The sequence below is a fragment of the Methylomonas sp. BW4-1 genome (assembly GCF_052474385.1).
This window is the reverse complement of sequence record NZ_CP184125.1, coordinates 4,678,372-4,705,099: the sequence shown is the minus strand read 5'-3', so window position 1 is coordinate 4,705,099 and position 26,728 is coordinate 4,678,372. Positions and strand designations below refer to the sequence as shown.

Here is a 26,728-nt window from a genome sequence, read left to right as displayed (position 1 = left end):
TATGGTGTCAGGTAAAACAGCTAACAATTGCATTTAACATGGAGACGATATGAGCAACCTGTTTGAGCCCATCAAAGTGGGGGACATCAATTTACCTAACCGCATCGTGCTGGCACCTTTGACACGCTGCCGAGCCAGCGCCGGCCGGGTGCCTAACGAGCTGATGGCCGAATACTACGCACAGCGAGCGGATGCCGGGCTGATTTTAAGCGAAGCCACCAGCGTGTCCGCGCAAGGTGTGGGCTATCCGGACACGCCCGGCATTTGGTCGGATGAGCAAGTCGCAGGCTGGACCAAGGTCACCCAAGCAGTACATGCAGCGGGCGGACGAATTTTCCTGCAACTCTGGCACGTCGGCCGGGTGTCGCATCCGGACTACCTAAACGGCGAGTTGCCCGTCGCGCCCAGTGCGATTGCGCCCTTGGGACATGTTAGTCTGCTCCGGCCGATGCGGGACTACGTGACACCCCGAGCCTTGGACATCAGCGAAATCCCCGGGATTGTCGAGACTTACCGCAAAGGCGCGGAAAACGCCAAACTTGCCGGTTTTGACGGGGTGGAGATTCACGGCGCCAATGGCTATCTGTTAGACCAATTTTTGCAGGACAGCACCAATAAAAGAACCGATGCTTACGGCGGTTCGGTGGAAAACCGCGCCCGCTTAATGCTGGAAGTAACCGATGCGGCCATTTCGGTATGGGGACCGGGTCGCGTGGGTGTGCATCTTGCGCCCAGAGGCGACTCGCATACGATGGGTGATTCCGATCCCTTAAATACCTTTGGCTATCTAGCCGAGCAATTGGGCAAACGCGGCATTGCGTTCATTTTTACCCGAGAATCGCTCGGAGAGACCCGCATCAGCCCGGCGTTGAAAAAGCGTTTCGGCGGGGTGTTGATTGCCAACGAAGGCTTTAATAGAGAAACCGCGCAGCAAGTCATTGCGGCCGGCGAAGCGGATGCCGTTTCGTTTGGCAAGGACTATATTGCCAATCCCGACTTAGTCCGGCGTCTGCAACTAAATGTGGCCCTTAACCCCTACCATGCAGAAACCTTTTATGGGGCCGCGGGGCAGGATCCGAGAGTTGGCTATACCGATTACCCGAGTTTGGTCGCGGAAGTGGGCTAAAAATCTTGTGGTTCCCGCGCAAGCGGGAACCACACATACTACACGCCAGAGTTTTGCGAGGCCCACAGAGAAAGCTTAATCGCCACCCGGAACTTCAGACAACGCTATATCCTGTAATAATTCCAACCAAATCTGGCGATATTTTGGACATCCGGCTTGGTAAAAACAGTTGGTCAAGACGCGCCAACCGGCCATGCTGGGTTTCTTCAGTCAACACGTCGCAGCCGTTCGCGCTCAGCCGGAATGGTGCCTGGACTAACCAGGCTCAAACCCATTCCGGTTACACCGCCATGCAAGAGCTCACCCCACAATATTCGAACTTATCCGCGATTATTCCGGGTCGTCTTGAAAACCGGAACACAGAGGTATAGCGGGCATGCATGCTTGGGAAGAGCCGCGTTTGTATCCCGCTCTGTAGCCGCCCTTCCCATCGATAAACCCTATCAGCCATAGCGAAAGTTACCCCGGTAGTAATAACTCACACCCCACCAGGGATGGCGGATGCTGAAATCCAGATAGAACTCGTCTTCTGAAACAGCACGTTCGCTGATGCTGGCCGAACCTAGCAATAAGTAATCCGGAATATTCAGGCGTAGCGACCCGCATTGCCAGAAATGGCCGTTACTGCGATACAGCAATTCGCCGTTTTCGACGCTGACGTGCAAGCGCAAACCAAAACCAAAGCCTATGAGTTCGACCAACTCGTGGTCAGCCGCATAACTCATCCTGGAACTAAAGCAATCAGTTTTACCATCGGCGTAAGTCATCGTCCTATGCCAATGCAATAGTTCGCCGTCGGCGGTCTTGTCCACTTCGGCTTGTGCCGCCTGCCCGCGCCACAGTAACAAGCCACCGAACAAATGAATCAGCCAAATCAAGGGAAACAGATAAATTGGATAGCCAATTTCCATCGTTCCCACTAGCCGGCTTTGTTGGCCGTCGCTAATTCGGTAATGTCTTTGAATAACCTCAGGCAATTGTTGCCAGTCGGCGCCCAACACTTTTTGCATTAATGACACAGACATGGCTTAGCTCCAGAGTGAGTTGTGAAATACCATCAAGGTGGTGATGCCTATCATGCCGAAGAAGGCCGGCACGCCCAACCATAGCCAGATCTTGGAATAATAGTGGTACAGATAAGGTAAGGCTCGGCCTTGGGCCAGTGCCTCGGTGGCGATGTCGCGCATGCGGATCTGCAAAATCACCACCGGCAACCAGCACAGCCCGGTGATTAAATACAGCACCACTGTCCACCACAGCCAGCCGTCGCGGAACGAAGCCGACAATTGATCGGCCAATAACACGCCGGTTAGCGGTTGGATAATCACGGTCGGCGTGGTGAACCACCAATCGGCCAACACTACATGTTTACTGGTCGTGGCGATTGCCGCATGATCGCCGCTTCTGTCCGCCATCACTTTATAAAACACCGTGCCGGAACCCAAGCCAAACAGGACGATGGCGCTGAGGATGTGGATCAATTTTAACGATAAATACATCATGACGGCTCTCCTTCCATTACTCTAAACATCAACAAGCACATTAAAAACGGCAGGTTTTTCAGTAGCGGACCGAATGGGTGGAATACAAATTCCGGTAAACATGCGGCCACTGTCAGGCTATAGCCGAGGACGATCCAGAACTGCCAAAGCATGAGCTGACTAATCCTAAACCGCGCCAAGGTCGCCAAACCCAAGCCCATATCCATGGCTGCCAAGCCGTATAAGCTTATTGGCGCGCCCACGCCGGTGATGCCGAGTGGTGCCAATAACTGATAGCTCAGTTGATGCGGGTAGAAAAACAGCGAGGTGATGCCGCTCCATAGCCAGACGAAGGCAATCACGTATCGCAACCAAGGCTTGAGAAAATACAAACCCGCATGCCAACGCTCGGCTGGGCTGGCCGCTTGTTCGAACCATTGCTCGTTCACGTTGATGGGCGCTCGAGCTAAAAACTGCGTAAGTGGGCCCGAATCTGCGCAATTGCCGCGATTCAGCATCGCTACGTTGTCTTTGCTCAAAATCGGCTCGCCCAGCCATTTGCCCATATCAGCCATGCTCAGAGCAAATTGGTACGGTACGGAGCAAGTTCCGGCCTTGGGTTTGCCTAATCGTCGCCTAAGCCCTTGCAGCCAATCGGCATAACCTATCGGCTTCGGACCGACCAAAGCCAAGGTCTTACGCCCGGACACCGCCGGCTCGAGACAACGGCAGACGGTGGCAACTACATCGGCGATATGAATGGGTTGCAAAAGCTGGCAGCCACCGTCCGGCAGAACATGCACTGGTAAGGCAGCCAACGCATGAAACAAACCGCTACTTTGCCCGCCGGGCCCGTAAACCAACGACGGTTGCAGTACAAACCAATCCAGGGCCAACTCACGTAAGGCATCGTCGGCGGCTTTTTTGCTGAGATGGTAATTCGATTCGGCACCCGCGTCGGCACCCAAAGCGGAAACTTGCACGATCTTTTTCACGCCGGCGCGTGCCCCCGCCTGAAACAAGGCTATCGGTGCTTGGCTATGCAATTGGGCAAAGCTTTGGTTTTTGTCCTCCGCAATAATGCCCACGCAATTGACGATTGCGTCGACAGCTTGCAGGTGCGGTAGCCAGTAGTCAATTACGCCGGCTTGGGCAAAATCCAAGTTTAATCGGGTCAGGTTTGGATTATCGATGTGTAGGCGTTCGGGGTGGCGGCAACAGGCCGTGACCTGGTGACCCTGTCGCAGCAACTCGTGTAATACGGCGCTACCGATAAAACCGGTCGCGCCGGTTAATAGAATATTCATGGTTGTGCTCCAAATGTTGAGAGGCTGGAGCAGATTAACGACCACGAAACGGCCGAACTTCCGAATTGATAGGACAGGAATAGAAATAATTTACGCGGGATATAACCCGATAAACTTCAAAGTGTTACGGATTTACAAAATGATAAAACTGGAGTTTTTTGTTTAGCCGGCGTGTGTTTTTCGATACTGTCCGGGCGCGACGCCGACGATGTCTCGAAACGCCGCGTAGAAATTGGACTGGGTGCTAAAGCCCACCGTCAAGCCTATCGACAACACCGACGCATTGGGTTCCGCCAATAGCAGTTTTTTAGCAGCGGCGATGCGTTGTTCGCGAATGTAGCGGGAAAAACCTTGTTGAAATTCGGTATTGATCAGTTCGGATAATTGGTGCTGGCTCAATCCGAGTTGTTCGGCCAGCAAACCTAGGTTCAGGGTTTCCAGTGCATATAGTTTGTCCTGTGTCATCAATGCATCCAGTTTGGCCAGCACTGCCAGTTTATCGATATTTTTTAAGGTCGATTCCGCATAAGCCGCCTGCACCGCTTCCGACACATCGGCGGCGATGCCGGGAAAACGCAGCAAGGTCAACGCCACCGCGAAAAAGGCCAAACCGATCAAGATGCTGTAAACAGTAATAAAGTCTGCTTCATCCAGTAGCGGCCAGATAAAGCCCAACACTAAAACTGCAACCGCGATGGCAAACAATATCCCCAGCGCCAATAGCTCCCAATGAAAGCGCTGTCTTTGTCCGCGTAGCGCATAGACTGTTTTCGCCAGCCACAGCAAATAGCCGCCGCCAACCAAAAAAGCGCCGGGCAGTGCCAATCGATAAGGCAAAATCATGCACAGTGCAAACGGCAAGACATGCAATACATCGTACCGGCTATAACCGGCTGCATTACGTAACAGTTGCCGGCTGTAAAAATAGAAGCTGGGAGCAATCCCGTACAGCAGAAACAGGTACAGCGCGGAATGCACCAGGTCGTATCGATTCAGCAAGTGGCCTAAATGCAGGCTCTGGATACCGGCCAAGCCGGCTATCAATAGAAACCCGGCCAATTTCGACGTAAAGCGTACGGGTTCCCTGGCTTGCAAGATATTGCCGGCCAGCAACAGCAAGGCCGCACCGAACGAGAAACCGATAAATAACAACGCAACGATAGACATGGACGACCAAGCAAAAAAAGAGTTTTGAGTTTAGCCCGAGTTTTTAGGCCGGCCAAGGTTTGGGCCGACACTATCTATTGACGACTCTAGCCGTTAAAATCGCTGGCGGGTAAACACGAGGACATGCACATGGCTTTAGCGGAAAAATTATCGATCAGCGTCGCGGATTATCTGCAAGGCGAATTAGTCAGCGACATCAAGCATGAATATATTAATGGCGAGGTGTATGCGATGGTCGGCGTGAAACGGGCACACGACACCGTCGCAACCAATTTAATCGCTTTTTTGCATACTTACCTGCGCGGAACACCTTGCCGGGTTCATTCCGGAGAAATGAAAGTTCGCGTGCAAACCGCCCACGACGACTGTTTCTTCTACCCGGATTTACACGTCACCTGCTCGGCAGCCGACACCGCCGAGCACTACAACAGCCAGCCGAAACTGATTATTGAAGTGTTATCGGACGCTACTGAGCGCTATGACCGAGCCGAAAAGTTTCATCACTACCGGAAGTTGCCCAGTTTGGAAGAGTATGTGCTGATCGCTCAGGACACGCAGCGCGTGGAGTGTTACCGCCGCGCCGAGCAATGGGATTTACGGCTATATCAAGCCGGCGAGCGGGCGTTGTTGCAATCCATCGGCCTGGAAATACCGGTCGCCGAGATTTATGAAGGCATCGTGTTTGAAGGCGCGGCGTAAACTCCCTCTCGCACTAAAGCCTAAGCCAGCACCACCGGAATCTTCCCAATTTTTGATTGCCACTCTTTCGGCGCGGTGTTGTGAATCGACTCGCCGCGACTATCCACCGCCACCGTCACCGGCATATCTTCGACGACAAACTCGTGAATCGCTTCCATTCCCAGCTCGGGAAAAGCCACGACCCGTGCCTGTTTGATGGCCTTGGATACCAAATAAGCCGCGCCGCCGACCGCGATTAAATACACTGATTTATGCTTGGCGATGGCCTCAATCGCTTTTGGGCCGCGTTCGGATTTGCCTATCATGCCTAGCAAGCCGGTTTTTTCCAGTACCGTGTCGGTGAAACTGTCCATCCGAGTGGCGGTAGTGGGGCCGGCCGGGCCGACCACTTCATCGCGCACCGCATCGACCGGGCCGACGTAGTAAATGAATTTATCTTTTAAATCGACACCTTCCGGTAAGGACTCGCCTTTGTTCAACAGATCGACGATGCGCTTGTGGGCGGCGTCGCGGCCGGTTAACAAGGTGCCGCTCAGCAGCAAGGTTTCGCCGGGCTTCCAGTCGGCAACGTCTTGCTTGCTCAGACCATCGATGTTGACTCGGCGAGCGCTGCTGGCCGATTGGGTGATTGCCGGCCAGTCGCTTAGTTTGGGCGGCGTCAGCAGCGCTGGACCGGAACCGTCTAACACGAAATGGGCATGGCGGGTGGCAGCGCAGTTGGGAATCATCGCCACCGGTTTATTGGCGGCGTGAGTCGGGTAATCCAGGATTTTCACGTCCAACACCGTGGTCAGGCCGCCCAAACCTTGCGCGCCGATGCCTAGTGCGTTGACTTTGTCATACAGCTCCAGACGCAACTCTTCAATAGCATTCGATGGGCCGCGGGCGATCAGCTCCTGAATGTCGATCGAGCCCATGCACGCCTGCTTAGCCAAAATCATGGCTTTCTCGGCGGTGCCGCCGATGCCGATGCCCAAAATGCCGGGCGGACACCAACCCGCGCCCATGGTCGGCACGGTTTTCATCACCCAATCGACGATGTTGTCGGCCGGGTTCAACATCACGAATTTGGATTTAGCCTCGGAGCCGCCGCCTTTCGCGGCCACTTCCACGTCCACCTTGTCACCCGGCACCAATTCCATATGCACCACCGCCGGCGTATTGTCCTTGGTATTGATGCGCTTGCCGGCCGGATCGGACAGAATCGAGGCGCGCAAGACGTTGTCCGGATGCAGATAAGCCCACCGCACACCTTCGTTGACCATCTCGGTCACGCTCAATTTCGCGTCCCAGCGCACGTCCATGCCGATTTTTAAAAACACGGTGACAATTCCGGTATCCTGGCAAATCGGCCGCCGGCCCTCGGCGCACATCCGCGAATTGATGAGAATTTGCGCCATTGCATCTTTCGCCGCCGGGCTTTCCTCCTTTTGGTAAGCTACATACAAGGCATTGATGAAATCCTTGGGGTGGTAATAGGAAATGAACTGCAAGGCATCGGCGATGCTTTGGATGAAATCGGCTTGGCGAATGGTGGTCATGGTGGTCATCGGGCTACGAAGGAGAATGTATGGAAATTTATCACGAACCGCTACCGCCCTGAATCAAAAACTGATAGCCCAAGCCATCGGTATTAAAATATAAAACGACAACTTGGAAGTCAGGATGATTTCATCATCCACCCCGCACTGCGGGCGCTAAATTACCGGATTATCTGATTTACCCGTCAACCCCGGCGCATTGTTGGCTAAGGATGCAAGATTAATAATCGGCACAGCCTGGCCATTTTCAAAGGAGACGAACTCAGAAAAATGCTCGGACCTTGTAATAGGGTTGTCACGACGCATCGACGCCTTCACTTTAACAATGTCAGACACCTCATCAATGCCGATAGCCAGGTAATTGGCATCATGTTTGGCAAGCAGGACTAGGCGTCTTTGCAGGTCGACAACCAATTCAATCGTTGAGTCGAAAATATTCAAAAGCTCCATTAACGTGGAGTGTTTAGCCTGATTCAAAGCCGACAAAGCTTCATCGACACGGCCGGTTTCCGCCATATTCAGCAATTTATCCGCTAGTTCATGTATGGCGGCGTGCGGCCTTTCGAAACAAGACAACAGCAAATGCAGTCTTTTGTGTCGGGGTGTGTAAGCGTAATACCACTTACCGAACGCGCATTCCCTGGGGTTTCTGGCCTTGCTGAAGGTGCCGTGGTTGCGGACCGAATATTCCAGTTCGGCAATCCATTCCAGGTGATCTTTTCTGCGAATTTCCAAAAAGGACTTTAATTCCTCATATTCAAAGTATTTCGACTTGATATCCAATAAATCCCAAAGCGACACATAAGGAAAAACCTCGCCATCGATACCGTAGAAGGGATCGGAGTTCTGCCCGCTGTAGGGATAAACCGGGGAAATGGGCACAATCCTTTTGACGCTGGATAGCGGTAGGCAAAAATATTTTTCGCCAATTAGAAACAGTAACAGTTCCATGCTTGCTCCTCCCACCCGATGAACCGGTGGGCTTCGTTAATTTCCCAATAATTTGCAGGTCCTCTGCTTTCGAACGACGTTGCGGCGAAGGCCTTTATAGATACTGAGTCACCCTGTCAGTGAGACGGGGCGGCCCATAGCCTTGGCCTAGATAGCGGATGCGTCTTTTGTCGTGGCTTAACCGTCAGCATAAGCAAATGCAGCCAGAGTCTAACCTAATTCGCCATGCTCTAACATCCAAAGCATGTATAGATTAGCACGCTCTAATATTTTGTGGGGATCATTGCGTAGTGGAGAGCGATGTTCAGACCGCTACGCATGCAGGATAAAGCATGGCTGCTGCAAGGCAATAACTCCAACATTAGCATGTAATGCGCCGAATGATTTAAGGCCAACAGACGGCGCAACACGGCTACGCCTATTGACGCCCTACTAATTGCGCCTTGGCCTTGGATTATATCCACCTGAATCCGGTTAAATGCGGTTATGTTGATTTACCGGAGCATTGGCGTTATTAAAGTGCCTGGATTTATGCCGGGTAGGATGGAATCGGGATTGGTTTTAGCTCACCGCAGCGCGGTTGGTTTGCATTACCACGCGGCGCGTGGGAACGAGATGAATCTTACCTACAGAGGTGCTGTGAAATCGGGATGGTTTTGTTCCCGTATGCTGCGCCGAGCACCGGAGCTTTTGAACGGAACAGCCCGCTAGGGGCGCCGCAGGGATGCGGCGCGTTGCCGAAGGGGCAGGAAGCCCCTTTCGGCAACCCCGGTCAAAAGCGAGGAGCGCAGGGAATAAGCAGCATCCGGGTCGCCTTTTCTTTGGATACTTTCTTTTGGCGATGCAAAAGAAAGTATCTCGGCTGTCGGGCCGAGACCCGACTTCTAAACCAGCCGTCGCGTTAGCGACACCAAAAATGAAAGCCTATTGACCGCGTGGGAACGATAGAACGGGCTGCTAGGCAACATTCTTGATAGCCCACCGAACGCCATCTATTAGTTCCCGAACTTGCTCGTTCGTCGGTGCCTCCGTCTTCTTATGTGAGCACAGGTTGCGGATATCTGCAAAATACGAGAGTTTGCGCCAGACCGTAATGTCGTAAACGCCGGCCGTCTTCAACGGCTCGTTTAGATCTGCGATTGTTGGAGACTTCTTGGCGATTTTCACCCCTCGATGCTCAGCTATTTTCTGAAGGTGAGATTCCAAAATGACTCCGGCCAAGGCACCTGCAGCACGAGCGTTTACCCTCAGAAGAGCTTCCGCTGTATCAATTTCTTCGTCTTGTAGTTCTGCCAACAAAGTCCCCTGAATGTCTGCAAGAACCGACTTTGAACGCGCGACTACGGAAGTAAGGAGCAAAAGCTGATTATAGACACCCATTGCGGCTTGACCGCGAGTGTCGAAGTCTCGGAGCTGATAAGCGCCAGGAGCAACCCCCTTGATGTAATCATGAATTACGTAAGTGCCATAACCAAGGCTCTTTCGCTTAGGGTCAGGCTCGTAGTACCGACGAAACTCTTCGTAGCGATCAGCTGCTAGAAGCTGCATGGCTCGCAGTGCCTTCGAATACCAAACCTGATAGTCGAGCCTCACTTCAGGCTTTTTCTTATCTTCGAATTTGGTGAGCAGTTTGCCACCTTCCTCGACGAGCTCGGCAAGGCCAGTCTCCACCTTCTCTTTCGCGTTCACCGACTTTTTCCCCTAGAGCTCCAACAAGTAGTTATGTGGTTTCCGTATATCTTCCACATTCACCAGATATACGAAAAAGCATCATCAACCTGCCCTCTCAATCATCCCCTCAGCCTGCTTGGCAAACGCCTTCAAATCGCCTTTTTTAACCGTGGCGCGCGGAATCACAATCGCCGCATCGATATCCACATAGATGTAAACGTAATCTTTATGCTTCTCCACCCGCAACATGTCTTTCCAGGGGGTTTTGCTTTTGCCACCGGGGGCGCGTTCTTGTAAAAACTCCGGCTCGATGCTCAGCCAATGAATGCCGAATAAGGCCTTTTTTTCCGCCTCGGTGTATTTGTTGAAAAACTGGCGGCGCATGTCCATTTTCATGATGAACGGCGACGCAATCGCCCAAGCCAGCGCCAGGATCGTGATGTAGGCGGTGGTGGTCATGTCCACGTAATACACGTAATAAAACAAGGCGATAGCCATCATCACGCCGGGCGCGAAGATACGGTTTTGGCGGATTTTTTTCTGCATTTCCGGGTCTTTTTTCAGCCTTTCCTCATTAAAGTGGACCAGGTCTTCTTCGCGGAATTCGTATTCGATTTCTAACATGTGTATCGCTCAATGGAGTTGTGGGTTAGTGCATTTTCATTTTGGCGTGGGTACTGCGCCGGAACAGATTGGATAAGGTCAACATCGCAGTGCGGAAGTAGCCGTGGATGGCCACTTGGTGCATTTTGTACAAGGACAAATACACGCCATAGGCAATCAAGCCGCCGACGCTGACCGTGCCCATCAAGCTACCCATCAAGCTGCCGACCGTGCTGAATTTACCCAGCGACACCAGCGAACCGTAATCGCGATAAACAAATTTCGCCGCCGGTTTGCCTTTCAAGCGGTTGATGATGGTTTTGGCCACGGTAGAGGCCATTTGGTGGGCGGACTGAGCGCGCGGTGGCACATTGCTGCCGTGGCCGACCCATTCGCAAGCGGCGCAATCGCCGATAGCAAAAATGTCGGGGTCGCTGGTTTGCAAAGTTTGATCGACCACTAATTGGTTGATGTGATTGGACTCCAAACCATCCAGGTCTTTCATCCAGTCCGGCGCTTTGATACCGGCGGCCCAGACTTTTAAGTCCGCATCGAACACTTCGCCATCGTAAGTGAGTACTTCGGTTTCGGTCACTTCCGTGACCTTGCGGCCCAGTTTTAACTGAATGCCGAGTTTGATCAATTGCTCCTGGGTGGCTTGCGACAGCCGTGGCGGCAGGGCTGGCAACAATTTAGTCGCGGCTTCAATGATGGTAATGTTGACGTCTATCGAACCTTCCAAGCCGTAGGTGGCCAGCAATTTGGTGACTTCGTGCAACTCGGCGGACAATTCCACGCCGGTGGCGCCGGCGCCGATGATGACGATAGACAGCGGCTTGTCACGCTGATGGCTCTGGTTGGCGTAGGACTGGATGTAATAGGTTTCCACCAGCTGTTTTTGAAAGCGGAAGGCTTCCTTGGTGGTATCGATAAAGCGGCAATATTTATCCACGCCCTTGATACCAAAGGTATTGCTGACACTGCCGACCGCCATCACCAGCGTGTCGTACTTGAAGCGGCGTTGCGGAATGATCTCTTCGCCTTTCTTGTTGGTAATCGCGCTGACGATAATTTCCTTGTTGGCCCGATCCAAACCTTCCATTCTGCCGAACAAGAAGCGGAAGTGATTGCTGTGTGCTTGGGCCAAGTATTCGATTTCCTCGGCTTCTGCTAAGGTGCCGGACGCCACTTCGTGCAGCAAAGGCTTCCAAATATGGGTGGACGCGGCATCCAGCAAAGTGATTTGCGCCTTGCCGGCTTTGCCGAGTTTTTGCCCCAATTCGGTGGCCAACTCCAATCCCGCCGCGCCGCCGCCAACAATCAAGATTTTATGTAATTCACCCGCCATGTATCTTTCCCCCTCAAGTGGCGTTTGCCGCGTCGGCAAACAAAGAAATCGCTATCCCGGCCCTAGTTGTCTATTTCCTGATGCCGGCATTATAACCAAACCGGTCAGAGCTGACCGATTTTGACGGGATGAACTCGCGCCGGCAACGGTCGACTACTCGGAAGACTGGAAAGGCGCTGATAAAGCAAACGGATTTTAACGGGAGCTTTAAATTATGCTTAGATTATTGCCAGCGCATGCGCGCCCAATAAATTACGCCCTGTGGAGTTAATCGAATGTCGCGAAACCAACTAATCCAGGCGCTTGCCCATCCAGGTTTTTTATTGATTTTACTCAGCCTGCTGGCGGGTTGCGCATCCGAGCCACCGCAGCCTTCCATGCCGGCCCGGTTGCCGGCGTATCAAAGCAACGCCGCTTATAACAAGCCTTACACCGTTAAAGGCATCACGTATTACCCTTTGGCATCGGGAAATGGTTACCGGGAAATCGGCTTGGCTTCCTGGTACGGCGCGGAATCGGGCAATCGTACCGCCGACGGCAGCCGTTTTGATCCGCAAGGCTTTTCGGCGGCGCATAAAACTTTGCCGATTCCGTCAAAAGTACGGGTTACCAATTTACGCAATGGCCGTTATGTGGATGTGCTGATTAATGATAGAGGTCCGTTCAGCCCGAATCGGTTGATCGATTTATCGCAAGGCGCGGCCAAGCAAATCGGCATCAGCGGCTTGACGGAGGTAGAGGTAAGTTATCTGGCAGCGCCGTCCGGCGAGGAATGAAGTCGCAAACCCGCTCAAGCCTCTATAAAACAACAGGAACGGGTTTGCCAGCTTTCAATGTGCTGCTATCAAATGGATTTTACTGTTACCGCAAAACGCTGCTTGCTGTTGCCGGCTAACTTGAACATAGCAAACACCGAACCAAACAGCCAAAACGCCCCGGGGAGCGGTACGACTTGCACGGGGGCGTTGATGGTATCGGGAGCGAAATCGGAGATTTGTCCAAAACCCGCAGGCAGAACCCCGTCGCGCGGCCAGAGATTCCAGGTGTAGCTCGATTTGGCAAGACCATTCGAGGGCAGCAAGCTCGCGGCAATGTCGGCAATCAACTGGTTGTCTTTAATTTTGGCGGTCCCCGCGGCGAAGGCGGTAGTGGAAGAAGTCGGTGTCAACAGGCTTACCACGCCGCTGCCGTCCATGTTGAAACGCACGACCGAATCGAACAGTACTTGCGGCAAGCCGTTTGCGGTAAACCGCCCGCTGCCGGCGCCCCGGTCGAAGCCCCAAATGTAGAAACCGGACGGCGAGCCGCCGAGGTTACCGGCAAAGGTACTTTCGAAATGAAAAAGATCGCTGGCCGGATTGTAAGTAACCGAGGCACTGATCACATCCAGATCGCCGGTCTTACTGCCGAAATAAGTTGCCAGATAATCGCCGGCGGCATCATGCACGGCACTGGCATTCGCTGGCGCTGCACCGATTAACAAAACGGCGGCAATTACTGTTTTAGCAATGTTTAATCTCATACCTCTATCCTCTGTCGATAAGATCATTAAGGTACAGCTAACCAGCGGCAAGCCTCAGGTTGGCTGCGATTTTTGTTCCATGGGAACGATGCTGCTGCGTCGGCATTGACCAACTGCCGAGGGTGAATGCGGCTCTGCCTTGAGGCAACATAGGGGACTTGCTCAAAGCAAATTGCATTCCGAGGTTAATTCCGCCAAGTAGTTGCCAAGTTCAATGCGTTTGAAATTTATTTTTCGGATAATTGGTAGAGGGATAATTTCAGCAATGCGCTGACAACAACTATCGAGTAGATCAAAACGGGAATTTGCCGGGAGCATTATTAACCCGGCCCTTAAATAGCATTCGCCTCAATGCCTTTGCCCGGTCAATAAACGCCACCGATGCCGTAAACTCGTTTAGCGGTGCAGCACGATCAAATAATCACCAAACCGCGTTGAGTGCAGTTGCAGAGAGGTTTCCAAAGCCGCTAGCACCGATAGGGCTTGGTCGGTACGAAACACGCCATTGACGCGGCGTTGGGCCAGTTCAGGATCGTTGATCAGCAAAAAGCCGCGATGATAGCGATTCAGCTCGGCAAGCACTTCGCCCAAGGGCCGGTTCTCGAACACCAGCTTGCCACGCTGCCAGGCGGTAACGGCCTGGCTATCGATGTGTTGCACATTGCTCAGTCCCGATTCGGCGCTATAGGCTATTTGCTGACCTTCGGCAACCACGGTGTGCAGCGTTTTGCCGTCGGCTTGTTGCAAGTCCACCGCCACGCTGTGTTCCGTGACACTGACTTCGGTTTTACTGTCACGCAGCCGCACGTTAAATGCCGTACCCAGCGCGGTGACACTGCCGTGCTCAGTATTTACCCGAAACGGCCTGGCTTTGTCGGGGCTGACTTCAAACCAGGCTTCGCCTTGTAGCAGGGTCAATTGCCGCTGTGCGCCGTCGATATGTACTTCCAATGCGCTGTTGCTGTTCAGATGCACCGTCGAGCCGTCGCTAAGATGCACGTCGCGCCTCTCGCCAAAGCCGGTATGAAAATCGGCGCGCAATATAAGCCATAGCGGATTGAACAACCACAAGGCTAGGCAGCCGCCGGCTAAGGCAGGCAGCGCCCACTGCCATCGCCAAGCAAGCTGCTTGGGTTTGCTGGCGGCCGGAATCGCTATTCTCGGCGCGATAGCGTCCAGGGCTCCCCATAACTCGCGTAATTGCTCGTAAGCCTGACGATGCAAGGGATTGGCAGCCAACCAGCGGGTAAATTCGGCGTGCTCATTAGGGCTAAGTTTGCCGCTATCCAGCCTGACCCACCAGTCGCGGGCAGCGGCTTTAATCTCGGCAGAGATTTTCATTGCCTATGTCCATTTACAGCCGACAGGCGGCAATGCATCCTGCTGCGTAGCGGTGAGCGATAAGGGCTGAAGTTTTTCATCGGACGCAATTCAGGGTTGGTGGCTCGCCATTATAGGACGCATAACCCTGTGAAAACAGGAGCGAATCAGCTAAAAATCGTCGTGTTCTTGCAAGGCGGCCAAGGCATTGCGTAGATGCTTTTCCACCATATTGCGGGATATGCCTAGGCGCTGGGCGATTTCGGCGTGGCTCAGTTCCTCGAACTTGCGCAGTACGAAAACCGTCCGGCATTTGGCGGGGAGTCTATCTATCGCCGCGACCAAGCGGTCCAGGCGCTCGCGCGCCAGACTGATTTGCTCCGGATCGATACCATCGCTAACCTGCAAGGCCGCGTCGCCGGTATCGTCATGCTCTACATGTTGATTGCGAGTATTGCGGCGGCGTTCGTAATCGGTGGCCAGATTGGCGGCGATGCGATGCAGCAAGGCGCGCGGGTTGTCGGCCTGCTGCCACAAATTGCCGGTAAACATGCGCTGGTAGGTCTCCTGCACGATGTCGGCGGCGGTATCCAGGCAGCCGCAGCGTCTAAACATCACCCGGCGCAATTCCTCGTCGTAAGTTTCGATCAGGCGGGAGATATGAAGAGCATTGCTCATGGTTAGGATATGCGGATTTTGGTGTCGTTAATTGGGCGAACAACCAAGATTCATGCCAGAGCACTAAAATAGCGGTATTTAGGGCATTTGGCGGCAAATTGCCCGGGATTACCGGAGCAACACGCTACAAATAATGCGGGATATGACCTAATTGGAAAAGTTATTTAACATAGTTAATTTCTATTCAGCGCAGTTGGAGCCGATAGCTTATTAACCCGGCAGTATTTTATCTCGGGTAATCCGTCCGGGCTGAGCTCGTCTGAGCCCAGGTGGGTGCGTCCATCGACAGACTGAGTTCGCTCAAGAGCATAAGGCGAACGGTTTTTAAGAGCCCTGTCATAACACTAGAATCAGCACCGCAACGAACTCCACATTTAAAATACTGTAATCAAAAGCCTCCGCCAATGTAACCATCCGCTGACATTCCTTTGCAAAATCCCAGGCAGGCCAAGTTGCAACCGTGTCGGAAATAAGACAAAAACCTGCACGGGAATATAGCTTTTAGCGCTAACTGACTGACAGGCAACTAAGTTATGGTGTTATCCACAAAAGCTGTGGATAACCTTGGGGATAAAAAGTTTTTTCGCGCTCTAAATGCCTAATTTTTGGGGCCTTTGCTTAAATTGACTCAATTTTAGACAACAGTTTATACAATTTAAAATCAATAACTTACATGCAATATACGAACATTAGAGCCCAGGACCAGGCAGTCTTTGGCCGCCGACAGTGTCAAGTAGTTTTTTGTGCATAATTAAAATTAATCCCTTGCATTTTTGCCTAAATAATCTAACCGTTTTCCACCTGAAAACCATTCTAAATGTGCCTGGGAGCATTCATCTTATTGTCATTAAATACCCAACAATTGCCGTATCGGACACAGGCTGTTATTCGATGGCTTTGACCAACGTCAAAATCGCCAACAAATCGAGAATGACTGGTTGATTTGGCGGACCGTTACCGGCCGCAAAGGAAATGATTTGGACATACCTTCAACTTAAGTTTTTTCGCAACGTGCAGCATAAACAGCCCAGTTACGAAACATTCAATATTCAAGAAAAGAAGCTGCCGACATCGACATGACCCAGCCTATACCTGCTAAGACCGGGGGGCGCCAATGATGGGGTGTTAGGCGAATGACGGACGTTTGCCTGTAAGAACCGGCGTAGGTTAAGCCGCGTTTTATTAACTTTAATTCGGCATGGCGACCAAGACTGCTCATTCATCGCAAAAAAAACCGGTAGTCAAAACAATTGACTACCGGCTTGGGAGAAACAATGAATAAGCTATTGCGCGGAGCAAATTTTCACACCCCGCACTTGCACTGACCTGAAGTCATTTTCAAAGTTCCATTTTAATTTGAAGCTATTACTCCCACTCTATCGTCGCGGGCGGCTTGCCGGAAATGTCATATGTCACGCGGGAAATGCCAGGCACTTCGTTGATGATGCGGCGTGAGATTAAATCCAGGAAATCGTAAGGCAGATGCGCCCAGCGCGCGGTCATGAAATCTATGGTTTCGACAGCGCGGATCGCGATCACATAGTCGTATTTGCGGCCGTCGCCCATAACGCCCACCGATTTCACCGGCAGGAACACCGCGAAGGCTTGGCTGACTTTGTGGTATAGGTCGTGGCGATACAGTTCTTCGATGAAAATTGCATCGGCCTGGCGCAATAAATCTGCATATTGCTTTTTGACTTCGCCGAGGATGCGTACGCCCAGGCCGGGGCCGGGGAAGGGATGGCGGTGGATCATGTCGGCAGGCAAGCCCAGCTCCAAGCCCAGTTTGCGTACTTCGTCCTTGAACAATTCGCGCAAGGGCTCGACCAGTTTCAACTTCATGTTTTCCGGTAGGCCGCCGACATTATGATGCGATTTAATCAAATGCGCCTTGCCGCTTTTGGCGCCAGCCGATTCGATGACGTCCGGGTAAATGGTGCCTTGCGCCAGCCATTTGGCGTCGGTGAGTTTGCCGGCTTCTTCGTCGAAGATTTCCACGAACAGGCCACCGATGATTTTGCGTTTTTGTTCGGGGTCGCTAACGCCGGCTAGTGCCGCCATGTAACGGGCTTCGGCATCGACGCGAATTACTTTGATACCCATATGTTGGGCGAACATCGCCATCACCTGATCGCCTTCGTGCAAGCGTAGCAAGCCGGTGTCGACGAACACGCAGGTTAGTTGCTCGCCGATAGCGCGATGCAGCAAGGCGGCGACTACCGAAGAATCGACACCGCCCGATAGGCCCAAAATAACTTGATCGCCTCCGACTTTTTCGCGGACTGCGGATATGCTGTCTTCAATGATATTGCTGGCATTCCACAACGCCTGGCAGCCGCAGATTTCCAACACAAACCGGCTTAGAATCCGTCCGCCCTGTTTGGTGTGGGTGACTTCCGGGTGGAATTGCAAGGCATAGAACTGTTTGTCCTCGTTGGCAATGCCGGCAATTGGCGCGCCGTCTGAGCTGGCGATCAATTTAAAACCGGTTGGCAATTCGACGACGCGGTCGCCGTGGCTCATCCAGACGTCCAATAAGCCGAAACCTTCCGGTGAAGCGTGATCTTCGATATTCAACAACAATTTGGAATGGCCGCGGGCACGAATCTGCGCGTAGCCGAATTCGCGGTGATCGGACGATTCCACTCTGCCGCCCAGCTGCTCGGCCATGGTTTGCATGCCGTAGCAAATACCCAAGACCGGCACGCCCAACTCAAAAACAATTTGCGGCGCGCGCGGGGTGTCGCTGCTGGTCACGGTTTCCGGGCCGCCGGAGAGGATGATACCTTTGGGTGCGAAGTTTTTGACTTCATCGGCGCTGCAATCGCAGGAGTAGATTTCGCAATACACACCAATTTCGCGGATGCGGCGGGCGATCAGTTGGGTGTATTGCGAACCGAAGTCGAGAATCAGGATCTTGTCGGAATGGATGTTGGTCGCGTGGGATGACATGACGGGAAACCTTTCAAAAATGTAGGGTGAGCCGACTACGAGCCCACCGGAAAATCTAAGTGACGAGCGTACTACAAGCCTCGATACAACTGATCGAGCAGGCTTTTATTGTTATCGAAACCTTTGACGTCCCGATTTTCGAACAGCGAACGACTCATGCGTTTGATAAACCGTAAATAGGGCGCCGCGCGCATGTAATGTCTTAAATTGGTATGGCCGCGTACAATCGTAGAAATGCGTTCGGCATTGTCGGGAATTCCCCAGCTGGCGACTTGATCGGCGACCGACTCGGCCTTTTTGAAGAATAGCGTGACGTTACCGCCGTCTTCGGAAAACACATGTCTTTCCTCAATTAAACCGGCTTTTTCACCCATGCGCCGCAGTGTTGCCAAATTGAAATTGTACAGATGCGCCTCATGAAAAGTGCTGCTGGGTGATTGACAGGTGGCCTCGATATTCGGTACTTCCACTACTAACACGCCGTCGGCTTTCAACAGGCTGCGCAACTTACCTAAAACAAAGAAAGGATCTTCGGTGTGCTCCAATACGTGCCAAATGGTGATCACATCAAAACTGCTTTCTTCGAACTGTGCATCTTGAATAAAGCCAAATTGCAAATTCAGATCGTATTGCGCGGCGGAATATTGGCCGTAACCCTTGTTCGGTTCGATGCCGTGCAAATCGTGGCCCAGCGATTTGATTAAATAAGCAAACTCGCCGCCGCCGGTGCCTACGTCCAGTAGGGTTTGCGGTTTATGCAATAAGTGCTTGATTTTTTCATGCCTGGTCAGCGCAACTCGGCCGGCACGCAAGATGTGTTTGGCTTTGGGGGCATAGGTGTTTTTGTATGCCAGCCGATAATCTTCTTCGTAAAACTGGCGAGGATCGTGCGGAAACGGATCGCTCCAGACCAGTCCGCAGTCCTTGCAGATGACGCTGCGTAACTCTGCGCCGCTGCGGCTGCGCATGGATAACACGGCAACGTGGTTGCCGCCGCAAAGATTGCATGGAGTTGAAGACGTTTCGGACATTGAGCTATTTCTGTGATTTGTGTTCGATTAAAGCGGGTCGACGCGAAAGCGCAGACCCGAGAGCAACAGCCTGAGGGCCGGTTTAGTTCATATGGTAATTCGGCGCTTCCTTGGTAATCGTCACGTCATGCACATGGCTTTCGCGCATACCGGCACTGGTGACACGCACAAACTGGGCATTCTCATGCATCGCAGCAATCGTGCTGTTGCCGGTGTACCCCATACTGGAGCGGATGCCACCCAACAATTGATGCACAATCGCCAACACGCTGCCTTTATAGGGCACCCGGCCTTCGATACCTTCCGGCACCAATTTTTCGACTTGCTCAGTATCTTCCTGGAAATAGCGGTCGCTGGAGCCCTGCTGCTGCGACATCGCACCCAAAGAGCCCATGCCGCGATAAGATTTGTAGGATCGGCCTTGGAACAATTCCACTTCGCCGGGCGCCTCTTCAGTGCCGGCAAACAAACCGCCCAACATCACCGCATGCGCGCCGGCCGCCAAAGCTTTGGCAACGTCGCCGGAATAGCGGATGCCGCCGTCGGCAATCAGAGGTACGCCTGTTCCTCTTAACGCATCTGCGACATTGCTAACGGCAGTGATTTGCGGCACGCCGACACCGGCGACAATCCGCGTGGTACAGATAGAGCCCGGACCGATGCCGACTTTGACGCCATCAGCGCCCGCTTCGACCAGTGCCAAGGCGGCCGCTGCGGTGGCAATATTGCCGCCGATCACCTGGACTTGCGGGAAGTTTTGTTTTACCCAGCGCACTTTATCCAGCACGCCTTGCGAATGACCGTGAGCGGTATCGACGATGATGACATCGACGCCAGCTTCCACCAACGCGCCAACCCGTTCGCCGGTATCGGCACCGGTGCCAACCGCCGCACCGACGATCAGTCTTTCCTGTTCGTCCTTGCAGGCTTGCGGGTTGTCTTTGGCTTTTTGAATGTCTTTGACGGTGATCATGCCGCGCAAATGAAAGGCATCGTTGACGACCAGCACTTTCTCGATACGGTGCTTGTGCAGCAAGTCTATGACTTCTTTATGCTTAAACGACTCGTGGACCGTAACCAGCTTGTCCTTAGGCGTCATGATTGAGCGAATCGATTCGTCCAACCGGGTTTCGAAGCGCAAGTCACGGCTGGTGACGATGCCGACCAATTCTTCGCCATCCACCACTGGCACGCCGGAGATGTTTTTAGCGCGGGTTAATTCCATTACCTCGCGAACGGTGACGTTAGGAGAGACGGTAATCGGGTCTTTGATCACGCCGCTTTCGTATTTTTTAACCCTTCTGACTTCCGCTGCCTGCTGCTCGACAGTCATGTTTTTATGGATGATACCGATGCCGCCTTCCTGAGCAATCGCGATAGCCAGGCGGGCTTCGGTTACCGTATCCATTGCCGCGGACACCAGCGGGATGTTCAGCTTAATCTTGCGAGTCAGCTGGGTTTTTAGTTCGACTTCGCGCGGCAGTACGCTGGAGTGGGCGGGCACCAATAAAACATCGTCAAAGGTGAGAGCTTCTTGAATGATTTGCATAATCACACCGGGTGGCTAATCGTAAATAAGCCAGCCATTGTACAACTTAACCTGCAATCCGAAAAATCGGAAATAGTCAATGGTATTTAGGTCCGTGCTGGTTTTCGCTTGAGAGTGCCGCCGCAATCGCTAAATATTCGCTGGTATTGGGCTTATGCAGGAAAACTCCCAGCACGCCCATCGCACTGAAAATATACAAGGTGTTAAATCCATCGCCGAGAAAGAACATCGCGAAGCCGAACAAACTTACGAGTTCGATCAGAAACTGCGTGACTATTATCGTAGACAAGTAGCGCTGCTTAGCGGTTTTCGGTCCCGGCATCGTTTGATTCAGACGCAGCAGGATGTGCCGCAGCAGTTTAGTAACAGGAAACAACAAAATCGCTAAGCCGTAGAGCACACTCCTGATCAGCACTCGCTGCGCTTCGTCAACGCCTAGTTGCAATTCGCTGGCCCAGAAATGGCAAGCCAGGTTGTAGCCCACTATCGTTAGCAACGCGCCTGCACAGATAAGCCAGTGCGGACGCAAATCTTCGACTGATGGCTGGGTTTGAACGGACATCGATAACTCCTAACGAGCGCGGTTGCGGTAGTCGCGGAGGATAACAACAAACGCCACAAAGTCATAAACGGCATGAATCACCATGGGCATCAGCAGATTGCGTTCGCCGCCGTAATCCAGCATTACCCCCATATACAAGCCCATCAACATCGCTAAAACCGCGTAAAGCGGCGTAACCGCATGCACCAAGGCAAACAGCACATTGCTAACCCACAAGCCTACACTCGCACCCCAGCCATTTTCCAGCCAAGGCTGTAAAAACCCGCGAAACAGCGCTTCTTCGGCAAAGCCGGCAATCGCAGCCAGTATCAGCAAATCGGTCCAATGCCGATATGCCAGCCTAGCGCCCAAGGTTTCCAGCAGTAAATCGCGAATCTTTTGGATGGGCGGATAGCTAAGCTGTTGCATCGCAAAAAACAATACCAGTAGCGGCCCGGTTGCGAATAAGCCAATCCCTAATGCTGCCTCGGAAAACGCCAGATTGGCGAACGGATCGAGGTCGGCAAGCCAGCCCAAAGCCAGCGCCAATACCGCTAAAGAACCCTCGAAATAACAGGCAATTCTGAAAAAAGCGTTTGAAGCGGCGGACTGGTTTTCCATGATGTTGGGCTTTAGGCAAACGGGGGACTGAAAATTCTAAACAAAAACCATTAGAATTGGCAGCATTAGCGATCACTGGTCATCATCATGCAATGTTTCATCTATAAAAGCCTGAAAAAAGACGAACTCTATTTATATCTGGACAAAAAGGACGACTTTTCCGCGGTGCCGGAAGCCTTGTTCAAAAGCCTTGGCCGCTTAACATTTGTGATGGAGTTGCAGTTGAGCCCGGATCGCAAATTAGCCCGGGAAAATCCGGAAAAAGTCATTGCCAGCCTGCAAAGCAAAGGCTTTTTCGTGCAATTACCACCGACATTGATCAGTGCCATGCCGGCGTCGCTGGACAAGCAACTGCACTGAAATCGGGCGCGCCATATTGGTATATCCGTGCTAACATGGTCACAAAAAATCTTTATCGGAAAGCACGGTTTTTGCTCACTTATTTAGTCAGACCAGGATACGCACCACATGTCAGATAATCCATTAGCTTACGAAGACGCAAAGTCTAAGGGCATACTTTGGGGTTTTGGTTCGCTGTTAGGCGTTGTTCTGATTGTCATGCTGGTGTTAGGCGAATGGTGGAGCCGCGAGCCCGAGCAATTCAGCGTTCAGGACGAAGCGATCGAACGGATGAATGTCACGCATACCGATCAAATGCCGATTGGCTACGTGTATGCCAACACGCTGGCGCATATCGCCGACGTGATTCTGTTCAAATCCGGCGGTTACCTGTCCAACGACGTGGCGCCTCCCGGTCTGTTTTGCGATAACATTCAAAACTTCGAATACGGTGCACTGGTCATGTTGCGCGACGGCACCACCGCATTACGTAACCATTTCGCCCGCGACCAATCGCAATCCGCGGAAGACCCTGATTTGGCAAAAGCCGAACCTTATTTTTACTACGAACGCAATTCCTGGGCTTTGCCGTCCACCGAATCCGAATACGTAAAAGGTATCGAAGCACTGCACGCTTACATGGTTCGCCTGCAAAATCCGTCTTCCACTTCAAAGGCCGCGCAGTTTCACTCCAGAGCGGATAACCTGTGGCAATATACCGAGGTTGTCATCAAGCGGCTGGGTGGTCTCTCGACCCGCTTGGCGGCCAGTACCGACAAATTTTCCGGCGCAACCCACGGCGATCCATCCAATCCGATCGACATCAATATGCCGACCATCGGCCAAACGCCCTGGATGGAAATCGATAACGTATTCTACGAAGCGCGCGGCTCCTGCTGGGCGTTATTACATATTCTGAAAGCCATCAAGCATGACTTTTCCGACATTTTGTTGGACAAGCGGGCGATGAATACCTTGGACAATATGATCCAGGCCCTGGAAAATGCCTTGTCGCCAACCCTGAGTCCGGTGGTCTTGAACGGCGACGGTTTTGGTATCTTCGCCAACTATTCGCTGGCGATGGCTAACTATATAGCCCGCGCCAATGCCGCTGCGCTGGACTTGCGGGACGTGATGAACAGAGGTTAATGCCATCATGCAGGAACAAATTAACGAAAACCTGAAAAAAATCGAGACGTGGAAACGCATCATTTTCATGCTGGTGTTCGCGGCCATCGACAGCTTGGTTAAACTGTTGTTGTGGTTGGTAATCTTGCTGCAGGTCGGTTCCGTGCTGTTTAGCGGCGATGCTAATGCCAACATCCTTAACTTCGGCCGTAGCCTGTCCACTTACCATTATCATATTCTGCTGTTTTTGACATTCAACACCGAGCAACTGCCGTTCCCGTTTTCCGATTGGAATGAAACCGCCAAACTGGAATTGCTCGGCAAGCAGTAAGCTCCATGGAGTCAGCGCCGCGCAAAATCATCCACATCGACATGGATGCATTTTATGCGGCGGTTGAACAGCGCGACCATCCCCAATATCGTCATAAACCCATCATTGTCGGCGGCAAGCCCGATTCACGCGGTGTAGTTGCCACCTGTAGTTACGAAGCCCGCAAGTTTGGCGTGCGATCCGCCATGCCTTCCGCGCATGCTTACCGGCTTTGCCCGCAAGCCATTTTCGTTAAGCCGCGTTTTGATGTTTACCGGGAAGCCTCCGAAATTATCAGGGGTATTTTTGCTCGTTACTGTGAGCGTTTCGAACCCTTGTCGCTGGACGAAGCCTATCTGGATGTTAGCGACAGCGAGCTTTACCAAGGCTCGGCGACTTTGCTGGCCAAGCACATCAAGCAGGAGATACGCCGACAAACCGAGTTAGTGGCATCCGCCGGCATTTCCTACAATAAATTTCTCGCGAAAATCGCCTCGGATCTGGGCAAACCGGACGGCTTGTATCTGATTACGCCCGAACAAGGTCCGGAGTTTGTGGAAAATCTGGCTATCGGCAAGTTTCATGGCATCGGCCGCGCTACCGAACAGAAAATGTACGACTTGGGCATCGTCACCGGCAAGGATCTAAAGCAACTGCCATTGGCGGAATTGCAACGGCATTTCGGCAAGGCCGGCCAATATTATTACAACATCGCCCGGGGCATTGATCCGCGCCAGGTCAATGCCAATCGAGCCCGCAAATCGGTGGGTATCGAAACCACCTTCGACCACGACATCGCGGACCTGAGCACCATTCTGCACTATTTGCAGGATTTGCTGGAAAAAGCCCTAATCAGATTGGCGGAAAAACAGCTGACAGCTTATACGCTAACTGTGAAAATCAAATATCAAAACTTTGTGCAAATTACCCGAGGACGCACCTTGGCAGAACCGATCAGCGATAGCCCGAACACTATACTGCTATTGACCGAATTACTGAAAAATACCGGCATCGGCACCACCAAGGTTCGATTACTGGGTGTGACCTTATCCGGGTTGGAAAATGGTGATAAGCGCTTGGGTCAGTATAAGCAGATGGATTTGTTCGACCTGGGCTGAAGCGGATTTGCCATAATACGAGGCTATCATCGGGGTAGTTCCTTTCTTCAAGATAGTGGCTTTTCACGACAGTCTTAATCGGGGTGGGGGATTGTTCGGCTCAACAAGCTTTGAACCCACCGGAAATACTTCGGTTTCAACATTGCGGTTTCAAATATTGTCAAACTTAATGTCATTGGCTCGAAAAATTAGCGCGGTGGCGGAAATGCGGCAGGCCGAATGGATTTTTATTGGTGGATTCCTTTTCCATTTCGGCATCATGTATCCGGGCTTCATGTGCTATGACGCGGTCAATCAAATCCTTGAAGCCCGCGAAGGCGTCTATTCCGACTGGCATCCGCCGTTAATGGCTATTATCTGGCGTTTCACCGATAGCATCCTGCCGGGTCCTGCGGGCATGCTGTTTCTGCAACTTGGGTTGGTGTGGACCGGCGCCTACCTGAGCTTTCAAGCCTTTTTTAAGCCCTATGGCGGCAAGGCCTTAGCGCCACTACTTGGCGCACTATTATTTTTGCCGCCGTTGTTCGGTATCAGCGGCGCGATTTTGAAAGACATGCTGATGTGGGGCGCGCTGTTCACCGCTTTTGGCATGGCGGGACAGATAAAAAATCATGACGAACAACTCCCGCGCATTGCGTTTCTGCTGTTCGCACTGACAGCTTTGGTCTTATGGTTAGCCATCCTGATCAGACACAATGCCTTTTTCGCCACAATCCCCATACTCAGCTTTGCGATATATCGCCTATATCCCAAAAATGGCCTACTGGGCTTGTTACGCGCAGTCGTTCCCGGCGCGGCGCTTACGCTGATCTTATTTGTAGCGACCGGAGAGATAAACAACCGGCTTGCCGCCCGACATACCTATCCCTGGGTCGCCAACGCCTCATTTGATATTGCCGGCGTCATCAAACGGCTTGAAGATAAAAGCCGACAACAAGCTATTTTCGATCAATTGGCGGGCAGTCTAAATTCAACGGGTTCCGTCGAACCCTTGCTAAAGGCCTATACGCCGATGTATTGGCGGGAGGTTTTCCGTACCAAGCCGCCCACTTTGCAGTTGCCAAAAAACTCGATGGAATCGCAGATCCATGGCTTTGAAAGCCTCTCCGACCTGCAACGGCAAACGCTGCATACGCAGTGGATAAACACCATACTCGCAGAGCCGGTTTTGTGGTTACGTCACCGCTTGGCCGTATCGAAATATGTGTTGGGTTTGGTGCCCGATAACAGTTGGAGCCCGGTAATAATGGGCAAAGACTTTCCCAGCGACTTAGAGCAAGCCTATGGTTCCCATCCACAAACGACCAAACTACAAGAGTGGCTGGAGGCGGGTATGTCGAAGTACGTCGAATACTGGTTTTTTCAACCCTGGCCTTATTTCGTGCTGACAATTTGTCTATTTTTTGCCGCTGCTTTTCGTGGCGTGACGGCCAACATCGAAGTCATTTGCCTAACTTCCAGCGCCATCCTGCATGAGCTGGGCTTGATGCTGGCAGCCCCTTCACCCGATTTTCGTTACTCACACTACATGGTTTTTTGCAGCCTGCTTAGTTTACTGTTGCTGGCGCGTCCCTGGTTGGCAAAAGCCAAATAATAATTTGGCGTTTTGCAGTTTGAGCGTACCAAACCAAACCGTCTCTGTTCCAAATTTACAGTCAATCGCCAATTTCTTTAAGATTATGCCAGTAGAGAATTGCGGTTTCTGGAAGTGATGAATTGTCACAA

The 26,728-nt window shown here is 52.3% G+C and carries 25 protein-coding genes; 8 read left to right on the top strand and 17 right to left on the bottom strand.

Features of this window, described 5'->3' with window-relative positions:
- The first annotated feature begins 49 nt into the window (after positions 1 to 49).
- Positions 50 to 1,126: an alkene reductase gene (locus tag ACH5Y9_RS21775; RefSeq protein WP_445367577.1), complete on the top strand. Its 1,077-nt coding sequence runs from the start codon at positions 50 to 52 to the stop codon at positions 1,124 to 1,126.
- A gap of 443 nt (positions 1,127 to 1,569) precedes the next feature.
- Here the strand turns inward: ACH5Y9_RS21775 and ACH5Y9_RS21770 are convergent, their stop codons facing one another.
- From ACH5Y9_RS21770 to ACH5Y9_RS21755, 4 genes are all read right to left on the bottom strand, one after another.
- Positions 1,570 to 2,151 (bottom strand): DUF4166 domain-containing protein, encoded by a 582-nt coding sequence (locus ACH5Y9_RS21770; protein WP_445367576.1) that lies wholly within the window; start codon positions 2,149 to 2,151, stop codon positions 1,570 to 1,572.
- Positions 2,152 to 2,154: 3 nt separating this feature from the next.
- Positions 2,155 to 2,628: a DUF2269 family protein gene (locus ACH5Y9_RS21765; protein ID WP_445367575.1), complete on the bottom strand. Its 474-nt coding sequence runs from the start codon at positions 2,626 to 2,628 to the stop codon at positions 2,155 to 2,157.
- Positions 2,625 to 3,914 (bottom strand): NAD(P)H-binding protein, encoded by a 1,290-nt coding sequence (locus ACH5Y9_RS21760; protein WP_445367574.1) that lies wholly within the window; start codon positions 3,912 to 3,914, stop codon positions 2,625 to 2,627. The genes ACH5Y9_RS21765 and ACH5Y9_RS21760 overlap by 4 nt, the downstream gene beginning before the upstream one ends.
- A gap of 162 nt (positions 3,915 to 4,076) precedes the next feature.
- Positions 4,077 to 5,081 (bottom strand): helix-turn-helix domain-containing protein, encoded by a 1,005-nt coding sequence (locus ACH5Y9_RS21755; RefSeq protein WP_445367573.1) that lies wholly within the window; start codon positions 5,079 to 5,081, stop codon positions 4,077 to 4,079.
- A 129-nt stretch (positions 5,082 to 5,210) separates the two neighbouring features.
- Here ACH5Y9_RS21755 and ACH5Y9_RS21750 point away from each other — a divergent pair, with 129 nt between their 5' ends.
- The gene (locus ACH5Y9_RS21750) at positions 5,211 to 5,780 is read left to right on the top strand and encodes a Uma2 family endonuclease (protein WP_445367572.1); all 570 of its coding nucleotides are present in this window, start codon (positions 5,211 to 5,213) and stop codon (positions 5,778 to 5,780) included.
- A 20-nt stretch (positions 5,781 to 5,800) separates the two neighbouring features.
- Here ACH5Y9_RS21750 and ACH5Y9_RS21745 read toward each other — a convergent pair whose 3' ends face one another.
- From ACH5Y9_RS21745 to ACH5Y9_RS21725, 5 genes are all read right to left on the bottom strand, one after another.
- Entirely contained in the window at positions 5,801 to 7,321 is a 1,521-nt protein-coding gene (locus tag ACH5Y9_RS21745; protein WP_445367571.1) for a fumarate hydratase, read from the bottom strand.
- Between the two features lie 156 nt (positions 7,322 to 7,477).
- Positions 7,478 to 8,272, bottom strand: coding sequence for a chemotaxis protein CheW (locus ACH5Y9_RS21740; protein ID WP_445367570.1), 795 nt, complete (start codon positions 8,270 to 8,272; stop codon positions 7,478 to 7,480).
- 957 nt (positions 8,273 to 9,229) lie between these two features.
- A complete protein-coding gene (locus ACH5Y9_RS21735) occupies positions 9,230 to 9,961 on the bottom strand; it encodes a hypothetical protein (RefSeq protein WP_445367569.1) in 732 nt (243 codons plus the stop codon).
- An 84-nt stretch (positions 9,962 to 10,045) separates the two neighbouring features.
- Positions 10,046 to 10,567, bottom strand: a complete 522-nt coding sequence (locus ACH5Y9_RS21730) for a YcxB family protein (protein WP_033156909.1) — start codon at positions 10,565 to 10,567, stop codon at positions 10,046 to 10,048.
- Between the two features lie 25 nt (positions 10,568 to 10,592).
- A complete protein-coding gene (locus ACH5Y9_RS21725) occupies positions 10,593 to 11,894 on the bottom strand; it encodes an NAD(P)/FAD-dependent oxidoreductase (protein WP_445367568.1) in 1,302 nt (433 codons plus the stop codon).
- Positions 11,895 to 12,169: 275 nt separating this feature from the next.
- Here ACH5Y9_RS21725 and ACH5Y9_RS21720 point away from each other — a divergent pair, with 275 nt between their 5' ends.
- Positions 12,170 to 12,670 carry a septal ring lytic transglycosylase RlpA family protein gene (locus ACH5Y9_RS21720; protein WP_445367567.1) on the top strand — a complete coding sequence of 167 codons (501 nt, stop codon included), beginning with the start codon at positions 12,170 to 12,172 and terminating at the stop codon, positions 12,668 to 12,670.
- Positions 12,671 to 12,738: 68 nt separating this feature from the next.
- Here ACH5Y9_RS21720 and ACH5Y9_RS21715 read toward each other — a convergent pair whose 3' ends face one another.
- The 8 genes from ACH5Y9_RS21715 to ACH5Y9_RS21680 all read right to left on the bottom strand — a co-directional run bounded on the left by ACH5Y9_RS21715 (position 12,739) and on the right by ACH5Y9_RS21680 (position 22,108).
- Positions 12,739 to 13,416 carry a hypothetical protein gene (locus ACH5Y9_RS21715; RefSeq protein WP_445367566.1) on the bottom strand — a complete coding sequence of 226 codons (678 nt, stop codon included), beginning with the start codon at positions 13,414 to 13,416 and terminating at the stop codon, positions 12,739 to 12,741.
- Positions 13,417 to 13,812: 396 nt separating this feature from the next.
- The gene (locus ACH5Y9_RS21710; RefSeq protein WP_445367565.1) at positions 13,813 to 14,757 is read right to left on the bottom strand and encodes a FecR family protein; all 945 of its coding nucleotides are present in this window, start codon (positions 14,755 to 14,757) and stop codon (positions 13,813 to 13,815) included.
- 150 nt (positions 14,758 to 14,907) lie between these two features.
- The gene (locus tag ACH5Y9_RS21705; RefSeq protein WP_445367564.1) at positions 14,908 to 15,414 is read right to left on the bottom strand and encodes an RNA polymerase sigma factor; all 507 of its coding nucleotides are present in this window, start codon (positions 15,412 to 15,414) and stop codon (positions 14,908 to 14,910) included.
- A 1,365-nt stretch (positions 15,415 to 16,779) separates the two neighbouring features.
- Positions 16,780 to 18,366, bottom strand: coding sequence for a glutamine-hydrolyzing GMP synthase (gene guaA / locus ACH5Y9_RS21700; RefSeq protein ID WP_445367563.1), 1,587 nt, complete (start codon positions 18,364 to 18,366; stop codon positions 16,780 to 16,782).
- 71 nt (positions 18,367 to 18,437) lie between these two features.
- Positions 18,438 to 19,397, bottom strand: a complete 960-nt coding sequence (locus tag ACH5Y9_RS21695; RefSeq protein ID WP_445367562.1) for a methyltransferase domain-containing protein — start codon at positions 19,395 to 19,397, stop codon at positions 18,438 to 18,440.
- 82 nt (positions 19,398 to 19,479) lie between these two features.
- On the bottom strand, positions 19,480 to 20,946 hold the full coding sequence (guaB, locus tag ACH5Y9_RS21690; RefSeq protein ID WP_171697159.1) for an IMP dehydrogenase: 1,467 nt from the start codon (positions 20,944 to 20,946) through the stop codon (positions 19,480 to 19,482).
- Positions 20,947 to 21,022: 76 nt separating this feature from the next.
- Positions 21,023 to 21,508, bottom strand: a complete 486-nt coding sequence (locus ACH5Y9_RS21685) for a hypothetical protein (protein WP_445367561.1) — start codon at positions 21,506 to 21,508, stop codon at positions 21,023 to 21,025.
- A gap of 9 nt (positions 21,509 to 21,517) precedes the next feature.
- Positions 21,518 to 22,108, bottom strand: a complete 591-nt coding sequence (locus tag ACH5Y9_RS21680) for a CPBP family intramembrane glutamic endopeptidase (RefSeq protein WP_171697158.1) — start codon at positions 22,106 to 22,108, stop codon at positions 21,518 to 21,520.
- Between the two features lie 87 nt (positions 22,109 to 22,195).
- Here ACH5Y9_RS21680 and ACH5Y9_RS21675 point away from each other — a divergent pair, with 87 nt between their 5' ends.
- The 5 genes from ACH5Y9_RS21675 (at position 22,196) to ACH5Y9_RS21655 (ending at position 26,597) form a co-directional block, all read left to right on the top strand.
- Positions 22,196 to 22,468 carry a YcgL domain-containing protein gene (locus ACH5Y9_RS21675; protein WP_101052774.1) on the top strand — a complete coding sequence of 91 codons (273 nt, stop codon included), beginning with the start codon at positions 22,196 to 22,198 and terminating at the stop codon, positions 22,466 to 22,468.
- 108 nt (positions 22,469 to 22,576) lie between these two features.
- Positions 22,577 to 23,596: a DUF2333 family protein gene (locus ACH5Y9_RS21670; protein ID WP_020484171.1), complete on the top strand. Its 1,020-nt coding sequence runs from the start codon at positions 22,577 to 22,579 to the stop codon at positions 23,594 to 23,596.
- 7 nt (positions 23,597 to 23,603) lie between these two features.
- Complete coding sequence (locus ACH5Y9_RS21665; protein ID WP_445367560.1) at positions 23,604 to 23,906, top strand: DUF4389 domain-containing protein; 303 nt, start codon at positions 23,604 to 23,606, stop codon at positions 23,904 to 23,906.
- Positions 23,907 to 23,911: 5 nt separating this feature from the next.
- Positions 23,912 to 25,003 (top strand): DNA polymerase IV, encoded by a 1,092-nt coding sequence (dinB, locus tag ACH5Y9_RS21660; RefSeq protein WP_445367559.1) that lies wholly within the window; start codon positions 23,912 to 23,914, stop codon positions 25,001 to 25,003.
- 169 nt (positions 25,004 to 25,172) lie between these two features.
- A complete protein-coding gene (locus ACH5Y9_RS21655) occupies positions 25,173 to 26,597 on the top strand; it encodes a hypothetical protein (protein WP_445367558.1) in 1,425 nt (474 codons plus the stop codon).
- Positions 26,598 to 26,728 lie beyond the last annotated feature (131 nt).